The following is a 19,413-nucleotide window of genomic DNA, read 5'->3' as shown; positions in this document are numbered from 1 at the left end:
ATACTTAACACATACAGTCAGAATGAAAGAAGGAGAAAAATTATGGAACAATACATCATGTCAATAGACCAGGGCACAACTAGCTCTAGAGCAATTTTATTTGATAAAGAAGGACAAATTCAAGGCGTTGCGCAAAGAGAATTTAAACAATATTTTCCTAAATCTGGTTGGGTAGAGCATGACGCTAATGAAATTTGGACATCAGTATTAGCAGTAATGGCTGAAGTGATAAATGAAAATGAAATTGATCCTGAACAAATTAAAGGTATTGGTATTACTAACCAACGTGAAACTACGGTCATTTGGGATAAGAAAACAGGTCGCCCAATTTATCATGCAATTGTTTGGCAATCTCGTCAAACACAACATATTTGTAATGAATTAAAAGAACAAGGCCACGAAAAAACATTTCGTAATAAAACAGGTTTATTATTAGACCCTTACTTTTCTGGAACAAAAGTAAGATGGATATTAGATAATGTTAAAGGTGCAAGAGAGAAAGCCGAAAATGGGGATTTATTATTCGGAACTATCGATACTTGGTTAGTGTGGAAACTATCTGGTGGAGAAGCACATATTACAGACTATTCAAATGCCAGTCGTACATTAATGTATAACATTCATGAACTTAAATGGGATGATGAATTATTAGAATTACTAGACATTCCTAAAGCAATACTTCCAGAAGTTAAAGAATCTAGTGAAGTTTATGCACATACTAAAGATTATCACTTCTTTGGTCAAGAAGTACCAATTGCTGGTATTGCTGGTGACCAACAAGCAGCATTATTTGGTCAAGCTTGTTTCGAACGTGGTGATGTGAAAAATACGTATGGTACTGGCGGATTCATGTTAATGAATACTGGTGAAGAACCTGTAACGTCTGAAAGTGGATTGTTAACTACAATTGCTTATGGTCTTGACGGTAAAGTAAATTATGCCCTTGAAGGATCAATTTTCGTATCTGGATCAGCAATTCAATGGTTACGTGACGGTTTAAGAATTATTAATTCTGCACCGCAAACTGAAAACTATGCAACACGTGTTAATTCTACTGATAATGTCTACTTTGTTCCTGCATTCGTAGGTCTTGGTACACCATATTGGGATTCTGAAGCACGTGGCGCGATTTTCGGATTAACTCGTGGTACTGAAAAAGAACATTTCATTCGTGCAACATTAGAATCTTTATGTTATCAAACACGTGATGTTATGGAAGCAATGTCTAAAGATTCAGGAATTGAAGTAAATAATTTACGTGTTGATGGTGGCGCAGTAAAAAATAACTTTATAATGCAATTCCAAGCAGATATTGTTGATACATCAGTTGAACGTCCGGAAGTTCAAGAAACAACAGCACTTGGAGCTGCTTATCTAGCAGGTTTGGCTGTAGACTTTTGGGAAGATAAAAAAGACATTGCTGATGGATGGAAATTAGAAAAAGAATTTAATCCAGAAATGTCTGAAGAAACAAGAACTAAGTTATATAAAGGTTGGAAGAAAGCAGTAGAGGCTACTCAGGTCTTTAAATTAGAAGATTAATTTTTAATTATGGCTTAGTTACAAAGAATATGTTATGATGTAGTTAAGTTAATACATTAGTCGAGATTTGAGAGACCTGTTATCATGCAGTATGCTTCTGTGTGTGTATAGGTTTCTCTTTTTTTAATATAAATTTTGGAGGGTATATTATGGCATTATCTACTTTTAATAGGAACTTAATTAAAAAGAATTTAAGAAATAAAGAATTTGACGTTGTAGTTATTGGTGGAGGAATTACTGGTGCAGGTATTGCATTAGATGCTACACAACGTGGTATGAAAGTAGCTTTAGTAGAAATGCAAGACTTTGCGCAAGGTACAAGTTCTCGCTCAACTAAATTAGTACATGGTGGTTTACGTTACTTGAAACAAGCACAAATCAAAGTTGTTGCTGAAACAGGTAAAGAACGTGCAATAGTTTATGAAAATGGTCCCCACGTAACAACTCCTGAATGGATGTTATTACCGATGCATAAAGGGGGTACATTTGGTAAATTCACAACTAATATCGGGTTAACAATGTACGATCGTTTAGCAGGCGTTAAACGTTATGAACGAAAAAAAATGTTATCTAAACAAGCGACTTTAAATAAAGAACCTCTTGTGAAAAAAGATGGTTTAAAAGGTGGCGGTTACTACGTAGAATATCGTACTGACGATGCTCGCTTAACAATTGAAGTGATGAAACGTGCTGCTGAAAAAGGCGCTGAAGTCATTAATCACACTAAATCTACTGACTTCGTATACGATGCTAAAAATAAAGTAAGTGGTATTAAAGTAAAAGATATGCTTACAGGTGAAGAGTATCAAATCAACGCTAAAAAAGTAATCAATGCTGCTGGTCCATGGGTAGACGAAGTGAGAAAGAAAGATTATACACGTAATAATAAACAATTACGTTTAACAAAAGGTGTTCACGTAGTTATCGATCAATCAAAATTCCCATTACGTCAAGCGGTTTACTTTGATACTGAAAAAGATGGTCGTATGATTTTTGCTATTCCTCGTGAAGGTAAAGCATATGTAGGTACTACTGATACATTCTATAATAATGAAAAAACAAAACCTTTAACTAACCAAGAAGATAGAGACTATTTAATTGATGCAATCAATTATATGTTCCCTGATGTGCATGTTACGGATGCTGATATTGAATCAACTTGGGCTGGCGTGCGTCCATTAATTTTAGAAGATGGAAAAGATCCTTCAGAAATTTCACGTAAAGATGAAATTTGGGAAGGTAAATCAGGATTATTGACCATTGCTGGTGGTAAATTAACTGGATATCGTCACATGGCATTAGAAATTGTTGATTTATTAGCTAAGCGTTTAAAACAAGAATATGGTCTAAAATTTGCGGATAGCAAAACTAAAAATACACCTATTTCTGGTGGAGATGTTGGCGGTAGTAAAAACTTTGAAAACTACGTAAATCGTAAAGTCCAAGAAGGTAAAGCACTTGGATTAAGCACAGATGTGGCACATAATTTAGCTTCAAAATACGGTTCAAATGTAGATAAATTATTCGCAATTGCACAATTAACGAATGAAAAAGATTTAAATATGCCATTAGAATTATACGTTCAATTAGTTTATAGTGTACAAAACGAAATGGTATATAAACCAACTGATTTCTTAATTCGTCGTACTGGTAAATTATATTTTGACATCAATACAGTTAAACAATATAAACAAGCAATCATTGATGAATTAGATAAATTATTAAATTATACTGCTGAACAAAAAAATGAATTTTCTAAAGAAGTTGATGAAGCTATTGAAGAAGCAACACATGGTAATCATCAACCTGCAGAAAAATAAATATAGTTAAAATAGTATATTAACTGAGATTGGGTAAAAACACTCAATCTCAGTTTTTTTTATATTTTGATAAAATTTTTGAGTTTAAAGTATATATAACCTATTAAAAAGTGACAAACTATTTGATAACATTAAAGAGTATAGGTATATTAGTAGGAATAGTACGTTGTTAACAATACCATTATAGAAAGAGATTGGAGGCATATACGTGGGGCAAAGTGCTTATAAAATAACTGTAGAAGATGGAACAACTTTAGAAGTTAAAGTAGATAAGGCAAACATAGCGACTTATGGTATTGTACATATATTTCATGGTATGGCTGAACATATGGATCGATACGAAACACTTGTTAAAGCTTTAACACATCAAGGCTATGATGTGATTAGACATAATCATAGAGGACATGGGAAAGAGATTGATGAGAAAGAACGTGGACATTACGACAGCATGAATCAAGTCGTTCAAGATGCGTTTGAAATTGCACAAACATTATATGATAGTGAGAAAGGATTACCCTATATTGTATTAGGGCATTCAATGGGATCTATTATTGCACGTTTATTCGTTGAAACTTATCCAAATTTTGCTAATGGATTGATATTAACTGGAACAGGACAATATCCTAAATGGAAAGGAATTCCTGCAGGGATCAGTTTGAAATTAATTTCTATTTTTACTGGGAAGCGCAAGCGTTTAAAATGGGTCAATCAACTCGTTTACAAATCATTTAACAAAAAGATTGATCAACCAAGAACTGAAAGTGACTGGCTTTCATCACAGTCTACAGAAGTTGATAAATTCGTAAACGATGAGTATACCGGCTTTTTAGTTTCAAACCAATTAATTTATGAAACAGTAAAACATATGACACGTACTGCAAATTATAGTCAATTAAAAAAAATAAATAAACAGTTACCAATATTGATGATTTCTGGAAAAAATGATCCTTTTGGAGAGTATGGCAGAGGTATTAAATCCTTGGCCAGAAAATTTAAAAAAGCTGGTATTAAACATATTACGGTACAACTTTATGCAAATAGAAGACATGAAATATTATTTGAAGTTGATCAACAAATGATATGGAATCATATGTTTGATTGGATTCAAAAACAAGTATTGAAAAATAATCAGAGTGAGGCGTAATCATTGCAAGCATCAAAAAAACCTTTTCTAGTAGTCATTGTAGGGCCGACAGCTTCGGGTAAAACAGAATTGAGTATCGAATTAGCTAAAAAAATGAATGGAGAAATCATTAGTGGCGATTCGATGCAAGTATACCGTCAAATGAATATAGGTACTGCAAAGGTAACAGAAACAGAAATGGAAGGGATCCCCCATTATTTAATAGATATCTTAAATCCTGATGAATCATTTTCTGCATACGAATTTAAAAAAAGAGCAGAAGTGCTTATTGAAGATATTACAAAAAGAGGTAAAGTACCTATTATTGCAGGAGGTACAGGTTTATATATTCAATCTTTAATTTACGATTATCCATTTGATGATGAAAATATATCAGTAGAAAAAGAATTAAGAGTAAAAGAAAAAATAGATGTATTAAATCAATTAAATAATGATGACTTACATCGCTACTTAGCATCGTTTGATGAAACATCAGCTAAAGATATTCATCCAAATAATAGAAAAAGAGTACTTAGAGCGATTGAATATTACTTAAAAACAAAAAAACTTTTAAGTTCTCGAAAGAAAGTTCAACAATTTACAGAAAATTATGATACATTATTAGTAGGGATTGAAATGTCGCGCAAAACATTATATACAAGAATAAATAAACGTGTTGATATTATGTTGGGCCACGGATTATTTAATGAAGTGAAAGCACTAGTTGAACAAGGTTTTGAATCTAGTCAGAGTATGCAAGCAATTGGTTACAAAGAACTTGTCCCTGTTATAAAAGGAGAAATGGAATTAGAACCAGCTATAGAATTATTGAAACAACATTCAAGGCAATATGCGAAAAGGCAACTCACATGGTTTAAAAACAAAATGAATGTTCAATGGTTTGATAGAGAGACAATGTCACTTCAAATGATGTTAGATGAGATTACAACCCAAATAAATAAAAGGAGTTCTAAACATGATTGCAAACCAAAACATCCAAGATCAAGCACTAGAGAACTTTAAAGCAGAACAAACGGAAATTACTGTATTTTTCTTAAATGGTTTTCAAATGAAAGGCGTTATCGAAGACTTTGATAAATACATGATTAGCTTAGTTTCTCAAGGCAAACAACATTTGATTTACAAACATGCGATCAGCACTTTCACTGTGGATACAGAATCTACTGATTCAGAAGCTACAGGTGAAGGTGAAGAATAAGTTGTAATTAAAGTGCCAAGTTACTGACTTTTAGAGCGTAGTCCACGGTCAAAATGTATACGTAGCTTGCAAAATTCTCATCAATTTTTGCACTTTTGAACAAATAGAAGAAATGTTTGTAATAAAACAAAGCTTCAATATAGAACGATTGTCTATGACATAGTCATCTATATTGAAGCTTTTATTTATTTATAGAAGTTTTTCAATATCTTTTTCAATTTGAGCAGGTTTTTTCTGAGGTGAGAAGCGTTGAACAATATTACCTTCACGGTCTACTAAAAACTTAGTAAAATTCCATTTAATTTTTTCACTTAACATACCTTTAGCTTGACTTGTTAAATAACGAAACAATGGATGTTGGTTATCGCCTTTAACGTCAACTTTTTCGTGAATAGGGAATGTGACACCGTAGTTAATTTTACAATTTTGATTTGCTTCAGCACCAGAACCAGGTTCTTGACCACCAAACTGATTGCATGGGAAACCTAAAACAATAAATCCTTGGTCCTTATATTTATTATATAGTTCTTGTAATCCTTCAAATTGTGGTGTAAATCCACATTCACTCGCTGTATTAACGATAAGCATAACATCGCCTTTATATACATCTAATTTATAATTTTCACCATTAGATTTTTGAACTTCAAAATCATAAATATTTTCCATACTATCACCCTTTCAACTTAGCTTTAATTTAACATAGTTTTAGTCGTTAGTCTTTAAACTTGCTCTATGATAGAATATGTAAGACATGTTAAAAAAGGAGATGTATATCATGGCTCAGCAACACACTTATGATACTAAGAAAAAGCTAGAAACTGCTGTATTAGTTGGTGTACATGCTCAAAGTGATCATCAATATAATTTTGAATCTACAATGGAAGAATTAGAAGCTTTAGCGTTGACTTGTCAATTAGATGTTATAGGACAAGTCACTCAAAATAAAGATCAATTTGATTATAAATATTATGTTGGCAAAGGTAAGATTGATGAAATTAAAGCTTTTATAGAATTTCATGACATCGATGTTGTTGTGACAAATGATGAATTAACAACAGCACAATCGAAAACATTAAATGATAATTTGGGCATTAAAATTATCGATAGAACACAGCTCATTCTTGAAATTTTTGCTTTAAGAGCGCGTAGTAGAGAAGGTAAATTACAAGTTGAATTAGCTCAACTCGATTACTTACTCCCTAGATTACAAGGACATGGAAAAAGTTTATCTCGTTTAGGCGGGGGAATTGGTACGCGTGGTCCTGGTGAAACAAAATTAGAAATGGATAGACGTCATATTAGAACACGTATGAATGAAATTAAACATCAACTTAAAACAGTGGTCGAACATCGTGAAAGATATCGTAATCAACGCGAACAAAATCAAGTATTTCAAATTGCACTTATTGGCTATACCAATGCTGGAAAATCTTCTTGGTTTAATGTTTTAGCAAACGAAACGACTTTTGAAAAAGATTTACTATTTGCCACACTTGACCCTAAAACACGACAAATACAAATTAACAATGGGTTTAATTTAATTATTTCTGATACCGTAGGCTTCATTCAAAAGTTGCCTACAACATTAGTAGCAGCATTTAAGTCGACATTAGAAGAAGCAAAAAGCGCAGATCTACTTCTACATGTTGTTGATGCAAGTCATTCAGAATATCGCGCTCAATATGATACGGTTAATCAATTGGTAAAAGACTTAGATATGGATGACCTTCCACAAGCAATCATTTTTAATAAAAAAGATCAATGTTCTGAAGAAACTGATGTACCAGTATCAGACCATCCGTCTGTATTTGTATCAAGTCGCAATAGTGAAGATAAATTAAAAGTGAAGCAGTTACTGTTTGATCAAATAAAAGCGACTTTGTCATATTACGTAGAAACTGTATCTAGTGAAGATGCAGATAGATTATATTTTTTAAAACAACATACACTTATCGAAGAAATGAAATTTGATGAGAATAATGAAAGTTATATCGTTAAAGGATATAGAAAATAATTATATATAAAGGAAGATAAATTGCATGTCAGATATTCAACACATCGTTTCTGAAGTAGAAGAAACGTTAACACCCTTTTTTAAAGAAATTGAAGAAACTGCTTATATCAACCAGGAAAAGGTTCTTGATGCTTTTCATCATGTTAAAGCGAGTGAGAATGATTTAGTAGGTTCTACAGGATATGGTTATGATGATTTTGGACGTGATCATTTAGAAGAGATATATGCTTATACGTTTAAAGCAGAAGATGCAATTGTTAGACCTCAAATTATTTCAGGTACTCATGCAATTACATTAGCATTGCAAAGTACACTCAAATATGGCGATGAATTGATGTACATTACAGGTAGTCCTTATGACACCTTACTTGAAGTGATTGGTGTTAATGGTAATGGTATTGAAAGTCTCAAAGAGCATGGTGTGACATATAAAGAAGTTACATTAAAAGATGGAATGATTGATATTGAAATGGTTTTAAATACTATTTCGAAACAAACGAAAGTTGTTGCTATTCAACGTTCAAAAGGGTATGGCCAACGACCTTCAATTACAGTAGATGAAATAGAAAATGTTATTTCTCAAATTAAACAACGATATCCAAATGTAATTGTTTTTGTAGATAATTGCTACGGAGAGTTTGTAGAGCGTCGAGAACCAATAGAAGTGGGCGCAGATTTAATTGCAGGGTCATTAATAAAAAATCCTGGTGGTGGATTAGCCAAAATTGGTGGTTACATTGTAGGACGAAAAGATTTAATCGAACGATGTGGTTATCGTTTAACTGCACCTGGGATTGGTAAAGAAGCGGGTGCTTCATTATCTTCATTGCAAGAAATGTATCAAGGATTCTTTTTAGCACCGCATGTAGTGAGTCAAAGTTTAAAAGGCTCACTATTTACAAGTTTACTTCTTGAAAAAATGAATATGAACACAGTACCCAAGTACGATGCTAAGCGTACAGACTTAATTCAAACCGTTCAATTTGATACAAAAGAACAGATGATTGCATTTTGTCAAAGTATTCAACATGCTTCACCAATTAATGCACACTTTAGTCCTGAACCTAGTTATATGCCTGGTTATGAAGATGATGTCATCATGGCAGCAGGAACATTTGTGCAAGGCTCCTCTATTGAATTATCAGCAGATGGTCCGATTCGTCCGCCTTATGAGGCATATGTGCAAGGTGGTCTAACTTATGAACATGTTAAAATTGCAGTAACACGTGCAGTAATGAATTTAAAAGAACAGAATTTAATTTAAGTAGTATAACAAAATATTCAAAAATAAATAGTAATAAAAATAATGAGAGTGAATTTCTTTTTGTATATGGATTTATTTTATGATAATATATCATGGTTAATTATGCGAGATACTAATGAATAAGAAGGTTTAAATCAATTATGAAAGAAAATTTTTGGAATGAATTACCACGTCCATTTTTCATTTTAGCGCCGATGGAAGACGTGACAGACATTGTTTTTCGACATGTAGTAAGTGAAGCAGCGAGACCGGATGTATTTTTTACTGAATTTACAAATACGGAGAGTTTTTGTCATCCAGAAGGGATACATAGTGTACGAGGGCGTTTAACATTCAGTGAAGATGAACAGCCTATGGTTGCTCATATATGGGGTGATAAGCCAGAACAATTTAAAGAAATGAGTTTTGGTTTAGCAGATATGGGCTTTAAAGGTATTGATTTAAATATGGGCTGTCCTGTCGCAAATGTTGCCAAAAAGGGTAAAGGGTCTGGGTTAATTTTAAGACCAGAAAGAGCAGCTGAAATTATTCAAGCAGCCAAGGCAGGTGGACTACCTGTTAGTGTTAAAACACGTCTAGGTTATTATAATATAGAGGAATGGAAAGAATGGTTAAGACATGTATTTAAGCAAGACATTGCAAACTTATCTATCCATCTTCGTACACGTAAAGAAATGAGCAAAGTCGATGCACATTGGGAATTAATTGAAGCCATTAAAGAAATGCGTGATGAAGTGGCGCCTCAAACATTATTAACTATTAATGGTGATATTCCAGATAGACAAAAAGGAATGGAACTTGCGACGAAATATGGTATTGATGGAGTGATGATTGGAAGAGGTATTTTCCATAATCCTTTTGCTTTTGAAAAAGACCCACGCGAACATACAAGTAAAGAACTCTTGGATTTATTTAGATTACATTTAGAGTTATTTGAAAAGTATTCAAATGAAGAAACACAACAATTTAAAAGTTTGCGACGTTTCTTTAAAATTTATGTGCGAGGTATTAGAGGTGCAAGTGAATTACGACATCAATTAATGAGTACAGAAACTGTGGATGAAGCTCGAGCATTACTTGATGATTTTGAAGCAAATATGGAAGATAACCATTAATGAAGCTTAAGTTTTTAAAACTTAACAATAAGAATACGCTATCGTATAGATGCCTTAAAAAATTTTTAAATAGTAAAAAGCCTGTAGATAACTGTATCTATAGGCTTTTATGTTTATATGTAAGAAACATTTAATTTCCATGTCAGAAAACCTAACATATTTTTGTATTTCATATTAAACTATGCTAAATTATAGACAAGTTCAAAAGTAGGGGTGAGGTTATAGTGTCTAACGATACAATAAGACGTAATATGGCCGTGTTCTCTATGAGTGTTGTTTGTAAATTGACAGAACTCACAGCAAGACAAATACGTTATTATGAAACACATGAACTCATTAAGCCCGAACGTACCGAAGGAAATAAAAGGTTATTCTCTATGAATGACTTAGAGAGCCTGTTAGAAATTAAAGCGTTAATTGAAAAAGGTTTTAATTTAAAAGGTATTAAACAAATAATTACAAATAATCAAGGGCACTTAACTACTGATGAACAAGAAACGAGAAAAAGAATGATTGTAGATGCAACTCAGAAACCGCGCAGTGAAGCTTTACCGATAAACCGTGGCGATTTATCACGATTTATTAATTAATTACTTGGAGGATGTCTACCATGCCAAAACGTACTTTTACAAAAGAAGATATTCGCAAATTTGCCAAAGAGGAAAACGTAAGATATCTAAGATTACAATTCACTGATATCTTAGGCACAATTAAAAATGTTGAAGTTCCAGTAAGCCAATTAGAAAAAGTGTTAGATAATGAAATGATGTTTGATGGATCTTCAATCGAAGGTTTCGTACGTATTGAAGAATCAGATATGTATTTATACCCAGATTTAGATACTTGGGTTATCTTCCCTTGGACAGCAGGTCAAGGCAAAGTAGCACGTTTAATTTGTGATGTTTATACAACTGATGGAGAACCATTTGCTGGGGATCCACGTACGAACTTAAAACGTATATTAAAAGAAATGGAAGACTTAGGTTATACAGATTTCAACTTAGGACCTGAACCGGAATTCTTCTTATTCAAATTGGATGAAAAAGGTGAACCAACATTAGAATTAAATGATAATGGTGGTTACTTTGACTTAGCACCAACTGACTTAGGTGAAAATTGTCGTCGTGACATCGTCCTTGAATTAGAAGATATGGGCTTTGATATCGAAGCAAGTCACCATGAAGTAGCACCAGGTCAACACGAAATTGACTTCAAATATGCAGATGCAATTTCAGCATGTGACAACATTCAAACATTTAAATTAGTTGTTAAAACAATTGCACGTAAACATAATTTACATGCGACATTTATGCCAAAACCATTATTTGGTGTAAATGGCAGTGGTATGCACTTCAACGTATCTTTATTCAAAGGCAAAGAAAATGCATTCTTTGATCCAAACGGCAAAGATCAATTAACTGAAGATGCTTATCACTTTACTGCAGGTATCTTAAATAATGCACGTGGATTTACAGCAGTATGTAACCCATTAGTCAATTCATATAAGCGTTTAGTACCTGGTTACGAAGCGCCATGTTACATTGCTTGGAGTGGTAAAAACCGTTCTCCATTAGTACGTGTACCTACTTCAAGAGGTTTATCAACTCGTATTGAAGTACGTTCAGTTGACCCAGCAGCTAACCCATATATGGCTTTAGCTGTGATCTTACAAGCTGGTTTAGACGGTATTAAAAACAAAACTAAAGTACCAGAACCAGTAAACCAAAATATTTATGAAATGAATCGTGAAGAACGTGAAGCAGTAGGTATTCAAGATTTACCATCTACACTTTATACTGCATTAAAAGCAATGCGTGAAAACGATACAGTTAAAAAAGCATTAGGCAATCACATCTATAATCAATTTATTAATTCTAAATCTATCGAATGGGACTATTACAGAACTCAAGTTTCTGAATGGGAACGCGATCAATACATGAAACAATACTAATCGCTAAGCAAAAAGGGGAAAGACTTAGGGATATAAGGAGTTAAGGCACATGCCTTAGCTTCTTTTTTGTTTGAAAATAATCTATTTTTACTTGACCACTTTCTTTAAAAGTAGTGAATTGGTCAAGTTTTGGTCAAGTAAGTATCAAAAAACATTCTTTATATACTTTTCAAAATTTTTTAGTTTAATCATAGATCGTTTAGCTTTTTATTTAATTTTCAATATTGGTTTATAAATGTTAATTTTTATTTAGCACATTCAAAGTAATATTATGACAGAAAGACAGAACAATAAGAATTTAGACAATAATGACGAACAAATATAGAAAATGAGAAAAACTTCTTTTAATTAGAAATATTCCGAAAATAAATAAAAGTATATACATTAATTTTAATGTTGCTTTGACCAATCAACTTGATATTGTATCTATTAATCAAGTGATTACGGACTTTTTGCTCTTCTTTCGTTCTGTAAATTTCGTTATGATTATAAGTTTTCTGGTTACTATTTTGTTGTGACGGAGATATATAGTACACTGTGTATCATCAGGTGTGATGTATCCAATCGTATCACAAGTTAATACCATTCATTATGATATTGATTTTGTTTACTATTATTATTTTGAATAGTATTGAATTGTATTGCTGCTTGATTCTTATTTGCAGTTTGATTGAGAGTTTTAAGTAATCAAATGATAAGATGATGTGTTTTTTATTTTTGTTATTATCTTGCTTTTTTTATCTTTTTTATCGATATTTTAAGAAGTATATTTTTTTTGTTTTTCATGTTCGCCTGCCACTAATTTTTTTCATAATATGTAAATCCTATTTTAGATAATATTTATTAAATATATCAGTAAAACCTTTATAAATTATAAAAATATTATGTAAACATAAAAATATAGACCCAAAGTACATCATCTTAAGGTCTATATTAAATAAATTAATAATTAAATTAATTCCAAAAGTTTATCTATATTTTCCTCAGTTGTTGCCCAACTTGTTGCAAATCTAACAACACGATGTGTATCATCGTATTTTTCCCAAATTGCAAATTTCACTTTACTCTGAAGATCTTTAATCTTATCATCACTTAATACGAAAAACTGTTGATTAGTAGGAGAATCAAAATACACTTTATAACCTTTATCGATAAATCCTTGTTTCATTTTATTCGCCATATTAATAGCATGTCGACTAATTTCAAAATACAAGTTATCAGTAAATAATTCCAAAAATTGAATACCAACTAAACGTCCCTTAGCAAGTAGGGCACCATGCTGTTTAATACGTGTAGTGAAATGTGTAGGTTCATTATTATTTGTGAATACAATCGCTTCACCACATAGTGCACCAATCTTTGTACCACCAATATAAAAAATGTCACAGTAATTAGCAATATCTTCAATTGTGACATCTGTTTCATTACTCATTAAACCATAACCTAATCGTGCACCATCCATAAATAATGGAATGTTATGTTCTTTACAGACGTCTGATAAATTCTTGAGTTCTTCTTTGCTATAAAGCGTTCCATATTCAGTAGGATGAGAAATATATACCATACCAGGAAATACCATATGTTCACGCTTGAAATCACTATAAAAAGTTTCAAGATAGGTATTTACTTCTTTAGGTGAAATCTTACCTTCATAAGATGGCACTGCTAATACTTTATGACCACTAAATTCTATAGCGCCCCCTTCATGTACTGCCACATGACCTGTATCTGCTGAAATAACTCCTTCATATGGCTTTAATACAGTATTAATAACAACTTGATTTGTTTGTGTACCACCAATTAAAAAGCGAACAGTGGCTTCAGGACATTGAATCGTTTTTCGAATTTGATCAGCGGCTTGTTTTGAAAATTGATCATCCCCATAACCCGAAGCTTGAATATAATTTGTATCAATAAAACGTTGTAAAATTTTTGGATGTGCACCTTCTAGGTAATCATTTTCAAAAGATATCATCGAATTCCTCCCTAACTTCCTTATGCTTATTCTAAACTGATTATTCTGAAAGTTCGAATAGAATGTGTTTAGTATACACCACCTTTTTACAAATGTGAATTTAAGTGAATAAAAATAAAAATGTAAGCGTTTTTAAAAGATATCCTATTATCCTTACAATTTAGTTGATAAATATATGTAAAAAGACTATGATTTAAACAAATATATGAAATGGAGTGTTACAAATGAGCAAAGTAAAATTTAAAAGAATTCAAGAACAAACAATTGAAGAATTGGAAAATGAAATTAATCAATATTTAGCAAGTGAAGAAGGTAGTCGCTATGAATTATTAAATGTTTCAATTGATAAAATTGAAGAACGCCAATTTCCTAATAATGAAGAAATATTAAGTGCCTTTTTAATATTAGCCGATAAATAAAAGTTGAATTTGAGAAGTAGGAGTTTAGAATTATGATAAGTCTTTTTGGCCCTAAAATTGGTACAATATTGAATATCATTTTAGTGCTTGGATTTTTAGTCAATTTAGTGTTGGCTTTTATTTTGATTTTTCTAGAGCGTAACAGACGTAGTGCATCTTCGACATGGGCTTGGATATTTGTATTATTTGTATTACCAGTGCTTGGATTTATTCTTTATCTATTTTTCGGTAGAACAGTTTCAAAAAGAAAAATGGAGAAAAATAATGGTAAAGAGTTAGATGTTTATAAAGATTTAATTGATGAACAAGCTCATAAAATTGATCATCACAACTATCATACAGAAAATAAGCAGCTACAAAATCATCAAGATATGGCAAGAATGCTATTAAAGAAACAAGATGCTTTTATTACTGAAGACAATAAAATTGATTTATTTATTGATGGTCATGAATTATATGACAAAGTAATCGAAGATATTTATAATGCGAAAGGTTACATACATTTAGAGTACTTTGGATTTGAAATCGATGGTCTAGGCAAACGAATTATCGATGCCCTAGAAACAAAGTTAAAAGAAGGTTTAGAAGTTAAATTACTCTACGATGATGTGGGTTCAAAAAAATTAAAACGTCACAAATTTAAACGTTTTGAATCATTAGGTGGAGAGGTAGAAGCATTTTTTGCATCTAAACTACCAATTATTAACTTTAGAATGAATAATCGTAACCATCGGAAGATTATTGTTATTGATGGTCAAATCGGGTATATTGGTGGATTTAACGTAGGTGACGATTATTTAGGTTTAGGTAAACTAGGATACTGGAGAGATACGCATTTAAGAGTACAAGGTGATGTTGTAAATGCACTTCAAATTAGATTTATTCTTGATTGGAACTCTCAAGCACATCGTCCACAATTTGAATATGATAATAAGTATTTTCCTAAAAAGAAAGTACACAATGGTCATTCAGCCATTCAAATTGGTTCAAGTGGACCTGCATATGAATTACATCAAATTGAGTTTGGATATACCAAAATGATTATGAGTGCGAAAAAATCTATTTATATTCAAACACCTTACTTTATACCAGATCGAGCTTACATTAATGCATTGAAAATGGCAGCCAATACTGGCGTTGATGTTAACATAATGATTCCATGTAAACCTGATCATCCCTTTGTCTACTGGTCTACATTTTCAAATGTTGCTGAATTACTTGAATATGGAGTAAAAGTGTATACGTATCAAAATGGATTTATACATTCTAAAATGTTAATGATTGATGATGAAGTCAGTAGTGTAGGTTCATCTAATATGGACTACAGAAGCTTTGTATTGAACTTTGAAGTTAATGCATTCGTATATGATGAACAATTAGCTAAGAAGTTAAAAGAGGCATATAAAGAAGATATTAAAAAGTCTAAACAACTTACAATTGAGAAATATAAAAAACGGCCATTATCAATTAAATTAAAAGAAGATATTGCCAAATTATTATCCCCAATCTTGTAAGAGTTAATAAAACCGACAAAGCATTGTGCTTTGTCGGTTTTATTAATGTGACAAATGTCACTTAAAAATAATGACATTTTTATCTGAAATTATAACTTGTTTGTTGATAAATTATTGATATTAACAAAAGGAAGTGATGAGTTATGATTCAAATTCGACATTTATCTAAAAGATATAATGGAAAGACAGTATTGAAAAACATATCACTAAATATAGAAAAGGGTATGAGTACTGCATTAATAGGAAAAAATGGAGCCGGAAAATCAACTTTAATTAATATTTTAATTAATCATTTGAAAGCAGATACGGGAGAAATTATAGATATAGATCATGTATTAAATTTAAATCATATTGGTGTATTATTTCAAAAAACATCTTTTCCTAGGTTAATAAAAGTAAAAGAATTATATAAATTATTTTGTCAACTATACAAGGATGCAATTTCAATAGATGAGTTTAAAAAAATTACAAAATTGAATGATAGCCAGTTGAATCTGTATGCAAATCACTTATCTGGTGGACAACAACGTATATTAGATTTTGGATTGTGTTTAATAGGAAAACCAAAGCTTCTCATTTTAGATGAACCTACTGCAGCTATGGATGTTGAAATGCGAGAACATTTCTGGACAATGATAGGGAAATTAAAAAAAGAAAATGTATCTATTTTTTATACTTCTCATTATATTGAAGAAGTAGAACGAATGGCAGATAAAGTTATATTTCTTGATCAAGGTATTATTAAGTTAAATGATTCACCTAGAAATATATTAACCAACCAACAATATTCAATAATTAAAGTGCCAAATACAGTAGACAATGATTTACAGAATTTAACAAATTATTTTGATGTAAAAATTGAAGATACTACTTTAAAAATTAAAACATCTGATGTTAAGAAAGTAATATATTATTTGGAAAAATTAAATATAAATTTAAATGACATTACTATTGAAAAGCAAACATTGTTAGAAACAATTTTATTTGCTGATGTAAAAGAGGGAGAGACTAAAAATGAATAATATCGCTTTATTAAAAACAGAATTTAAAATTATTTTTCGAAAGAAACTAACTACATTCTTATCAATCATATTACCGGTAGGCTTTTATTTATTATTTACTTCTTTACTAGACTTACCTGAAGAGGCGAAACAGCAGTTCTATAAAGAATATATGTATAGTATGACAGTGTTTAGCTTGATGAGTTTTTGTTTAATGCAATTTCCTATAGAGATTATTGAAGAAAGAAACACAGGTTGGTTTAAACGATTAATGGTAACGCCTCTATCTAGTAAAACCTATTTTACTACTAAAATAATAAAAACAATAATGCTATTTTTATTGGCTATTATTTTAATTTTTACTGTTGCTCATCTATATAAACACGTAAACATGAGTATACAACAATGGTTGCTTTCAGGTGTTTCATTATGGGTAGGTGCAAGTTTATTTTTAACATTAGGACTAATCGTTGCTCAATTTAATGAAACACAAAAAGCAAGTAGTATAGCCAATATAGTTAATATGGTATTAGCGATATTAGGAGGATTGTGGTTTCCAATTCAAACATTTCCAAGTTGGTTACAAAGAATTTCAAAAATTACTCCAACATATCATTTGAAAAATTTTGCATTAGAGTTAGCTAAAAATCAAGGTTTAAATATTACTTCATTATTTATTTTAATTGTATATAGTATACTATTTTTAATTATTACAGTGTGGATCAATCAAAGAAAAGAAGTGAGTTAGATGAAAAAAAGAAAATGGAGCGTTAGATTAGGAGAGCTATCTACGCTTATATATTTGTTATTTCCAATTATAAGTATCTTCAATGAAAAACGAGGTTCTCAAACTGTATATTTAATTGTTTTAGCTATTTTCATTGTGTCTTATCTTATGTTAGTAATATATTATTATCGATTTAACAATAACGTAATATATAGCCTATTAGTGGTTCATTATGTAGGAATTATATATTTTGTTTATACTATTAATCCAATGAATAGCTTATTCTTTTTCTTTAGCGCATTTGCATTACCTTTCATGTTTGAAGTAACAATTAACTCTAAAGAATTTATTACATTTATAATTGCAATGCTTTTATGTCTCACAATTACAAGTTTTTATCAAATAGAATATGTTTCTGTATTAATTATCTTTTATTTAGTTATTTTAATTATTACACTAGGAAATTTTAAAACTAAAAAAGATAGAGCATTAAAAAAAGAAATAGAAGAGAAAAATAAGTATATTAATACATTAATTGCAGAACAAGAACGTCAACGTATAGGGCAAGATTTACATGATACACTAGGGCATGTATTTGTAAGCCTTAGTTTAAAATCAGAATTGGCATATAAGTTGATTGATAAAAATCAAGAAAAAGCTAAAAATGAAATATTAGCGATTAATCAGATATCTAAAGCTACCTTAATTAAGGTAAGAAATATTATTGAAAATTTAAAATCTCAAAGTTTTGAAGAGGAAATTCAATCTATAAAAACTGTTTTAAAAGATGCAAACATTCAATTTGAATTAAAAAATATAAGAAAGGTAAATGTTTTAAATCCAACAAAGCAATCTATACTATCAATGATTTTGAGAGAAGCAATCAATAATGTCATTAAACATGCAAATGCTAGTAAAATCTGTTGTGAGGTTAGACAAGAAAAAAATGAACTCTACTTAATTATTCAAGATAATGGAAAAGGTTTAAACGATACAGAAGACATTAAGTTAGAAAGTATAGAAAATAGAGTTCAATTTCTTAATGGAAAGCTAGAAATTAAAGATAAAAGTGGTATGCATATACGTATTATAATACCAAGAGAGGATATTAAATGATTAGCATTATAATAGCAGAAGATCAATATATGTTGCGAAAAGCGATGGTTCAACTGATTGAATTCAATGACCAAATGAACGTGATTGAGGACTGTGGTAATGGGGTTGACGCATTTGATTTTATTGAAAAGTATCATCCAGATATTGCTATATTAGATATTGAAATGCCTGGACTGACAGGATTAGAAGTATTAGTTAAAATAAAAGAATTTAAATTAGATACTAAAGTCATTATTGTAACAACATTTAAAAGACCAGGTTATTTTGAAAAAGCTGTGGCTAATGATGTAGATGCATACGTATTGAAGGAACGTTCAGTAGAAGATTTAATACAAACTATCCAAAACGTCATGAAAGGTGAAAAAGAGTATAGTACTTCATTAATGACTACTTTATTTAAAGAATCTAATCCCTTAACACATAAAGAACAAGTTGTATTACGTGAAATTGGAAATAATCTAAGTAGTAAAGAAATTGCAGAAAAACTTTATCTCTCAGATGGAACAGTAAGAAATTATACGTCTAATATAATTGATAAATTAAATGCAGATAATCGGTTTAATGCTTGGAAGCAGGCGAAAGAAAAAGGATGGATATAAAAGTAAGTAAAAAA

18 protein-coding genes are annotated in these 19,413 nt (G+C 30.9%); 16 read left to right on the top strand and 2 right to left on the bottom strand.

From position 1 onward, the window contains the following. Positions 1-42: 42 nt before the first annotated feature. From glpK to hfq, 5 genes are all read left to right on the top strand, one after another. Positions 43-1,542 (top strand): glycerol kinase GlpK, encoded by a 1,500-nt coding sequence (gene glpK, locus HMPREF2881_RS06525; RefSeq protein WP_002448786.1) that lies wholly within the window; start codon positions 43-45, stop codon positions 1,540-1,542. A gap of 149 nt (positions 1,543-1,691) precedes the next feature. Then, on the top strand, positions 1,692-3,362 hold the full coding sequence (locus tag HMPREF2881_RS06520) for a glycerol-3-phosphate dehydrogenase/oxidase (RefSeq protein WP_002488651.1): 1,671 nt from the start codon (positions 1,692-1,694) through the stop codon (positions 3,360-3,362). A 208-nt stretch (positions 3,363-3,570) separates the two neighbouring features. Next, positions 3,571-4,506 (top strand): alpha/beta hydrolase, encoded by a 936-nt coding sequence (locus HMPREF2881_RS06515; RefSeq protein ID WP_002448832.1) that lies wholly within the window; start codon positions 3,571-3,573, stop codon positions 4,504-4,506. A 3-nt stretch (positions 4,507-4,509) separates the two neighbouring features. Then, positions 4,510-5,508, top strand: a complete 999-nt coding sequence (miaA, locus tag HMPREF2881_RS06510) for a tRNA (adenosine(37)-N6)-dimethylallyltransferase MiaA (protein WP_002448817.1) — start codon at positions 4,510-4,512, stop codon at positions 5,506-5,508. Continuing rightward, complete coding sequence (gene hfq / locus HMPREF2881_RS06505; protein ID WP_002448741.1) at positions 5,462-5,704, top strand: RNA chaperone Hfq; 243 nt, start codon at positions 5,462-5,464, stop codon at positions 5,702-5,704. The genes miaA and hfq overlap by 47 nt, the downstream gene beginning before the upstream one ends. 189 nt (positions 5,705-5,893) lie before the next feature. Here the strand turns inward: hfq and HMPREF2881_RS06500 are convergent, their stop codons facing one another. Then, the gene (locus HMPREF2881_RS06500; protein ID WP_002448833.1) at positions 5,894-6,370 is read right to left on the bottom strand and encodes a glutathione peroxidase; all 477 of its coding nucleotides are present in this window, start codon (positions 6,368-6,370) and stop codon (positions 5,894-5,896) included. A 109-nt stretch (positions 6,371-6,479) separates the two neighbouring features. Here HMPREF2881_RS06500 and hflX point away from each other — a divergent pair, with 109 nt between their 5' ends. The 5 genes from hflX to glnA all read left to right on the top strand — a co-directional run bounded on the left by hflX (position 6,480) and on the right by glnA (position 12,048). Then, positions 6,480-7,718, top strand: a complete 1,239-nt coding sequence (gene hflX / locus HMPREF2881_RS06495; RefSeq protein WP_002488696.1) for a GTPase HflX — start codon at positions 6,480-6,482, stop codon at positions 7,716-7,718. A 25-nt stretch (positions 7,719-7,743) separates the two neighbouring features. Then, positions 7,744-8,982 (top strand): methionine gamma-lyase family protein, encoded by a 1,239-nt coding sequence (locus tag HMPREF2881_RS06490; protein ID WP_002488671.1) that lies wholly within the window; start codon positions 7,744-7,746, stop codon positions 8,980-8,982. Between the two features lie 140 nt (positions 8,983-9,122). Then, entirely contained in the window at positions 9,123-10,097 is a 975-nt protein-coding gene (locus HMPREF2881_RS06485; RefSeq protein WP_002448744.1) for a tRNA dihydrouridine synthase, read from the top strand. A gap of 221 nt (positions 10,098-10,318) precedes the next feature. Then, entirely contained in the window at positions 10,319-10,687 is a 369-nt protein-coding gene (locus HMPREF2881_RS06480; protein ID WP_176662098.1) for a MerR family transcriptional regulator, read from the top strand. Between the two features lie 20 nt (positions 10,688-10,707). Beyond that, positions 10,708-12,048 carry a type I glutamate--ammonia ligase gene (gene glnA, locus HMPREF2881_RS06475; RefSeq protein ID WP_002488675.1) on the top strand — a complete coding sequence of 447 codons (1,341 nt, stop codon included), beginning with the start codon at positions 10,708-10,710 and terminating at the stop codon, positions 12,046-12,048. 949 nt (positions 12,049-12,997) lie between these two features. On the opposite strand, the gene HMPREF2881_RS06470 is transcribed toward glnA, so the two are convergent. Next, positions 12,998-14,023 (bottom strand): threonine aldolase family protein, encoded by a 1,026-nt coding sequence (locus HMPREF2881_RS06470; RefSeq protein WP_002448844.1) that lies wholly within the window; start codon positions 14,021-14,023, stop codon positions 12,998-13,000. Positions 14,024-14,247: 224 nt separating this feature from the next. Between HMPREF2881_RS06470 and HMPREF2881_RS06465 the strand changes: the two genes are divergently transcribed. The 6 genes from HMPREF2881_RS06465 to HMPREF2881_RS06440 all read left to right on the top strand — a co-directional run bounded on the left by HMPREF2881_RS06465 (position 14,248) and on the right by HMPREF2881_RS06440 (position 19,399). After that, a complete protein-coding gene (locus HMPREF2881_RS06465; protein WP_002448761.1) occupies positions 14,248-14,442 on the top strand; it encodes a hypothetical protein in 195 nt (64 codons plus the stop codon). Between the two features lie 32 nt (positions 14,443-14,474). Continuing rightward, the gene (gene cls, locus HMPREF2881_RS06460) at positions 14,475-15,956 is read left to right on the top strand and encodes a cardiolipin synthase (protein WP_049437554.1); all 1,482 of its coding nucleotides are present in this window, start codon (positions 14,475-14,477) and stop codon (positions 15,954-15,956) included. A 143-nt stretch (positions 15,957-16,099) separates the two neighbouring features. Then, positions 16,100-16,978 (top strand): ABC transporter ATP-binding protein, encoded by an 879-nt coding sequence (locus tag HMPREF2881_RS06455; protein ID WP_049431910.1) that lies wholly within the window; start codon positions 16,100-16,102, stop codon positions 16,976-16,978. Further along, a complete protein-coding gene (locus HMPREF2881_RS06450) occupies positions 16,971-17,705 on the top strand; it encodes an ABC transporter permease (RefSeq protein WP_002488660.1) in 735 nt (244 codons plus the stop codon). The genes HMPREF2881_RS06455 and HMPREF2881_RS06450 overlap by 8 nt, the downstream gene beginning before the upstream one ends. Next, the gene (locus tag HMPREF2881_RS06445; RefSeq protein WP_002488648.1) at positions 17,706-18,800 is read left to right on the top strand and encodes a sensor histidine kinase; all 1,095 of its coding nucleotides are present in this window, start codon (positions 17,706-17,708) and stop codon (positions 18,798-18,800) included. Then, positions 18,797-19,399, top strand: a complete 603-nt coding sequence (locus tag HMPREF2881_RS06440; RefSeq protein ID WP_002448863.1) for a response regulator transcription factor — start codon at positions 18,797-18,799, stop codon at positions 19,397-19,399. Before HMPREF2881_RS06445 ends, HMPREF2881_RS06440 begins: the two co-directional genes overlap by 4 nt. Positions 19,400-19,413: the final 14 nt, after the last annotated feature.

The sequence above is a fragment of the Staphylococcus sp. HMSC057A08 genome, from assembly GCF_001812925.1.
Classification (GTDB): Bacteria; Bacillota; Bacilli; order Staphylococcales; family Staphylococcaceae; genus Staphylococcus; species Staphylococcus hominis.
Note: the sequence above shows the minus strand (reverse complement) of the source record. Positions and strands in the feature narration are given on the sequence as shown.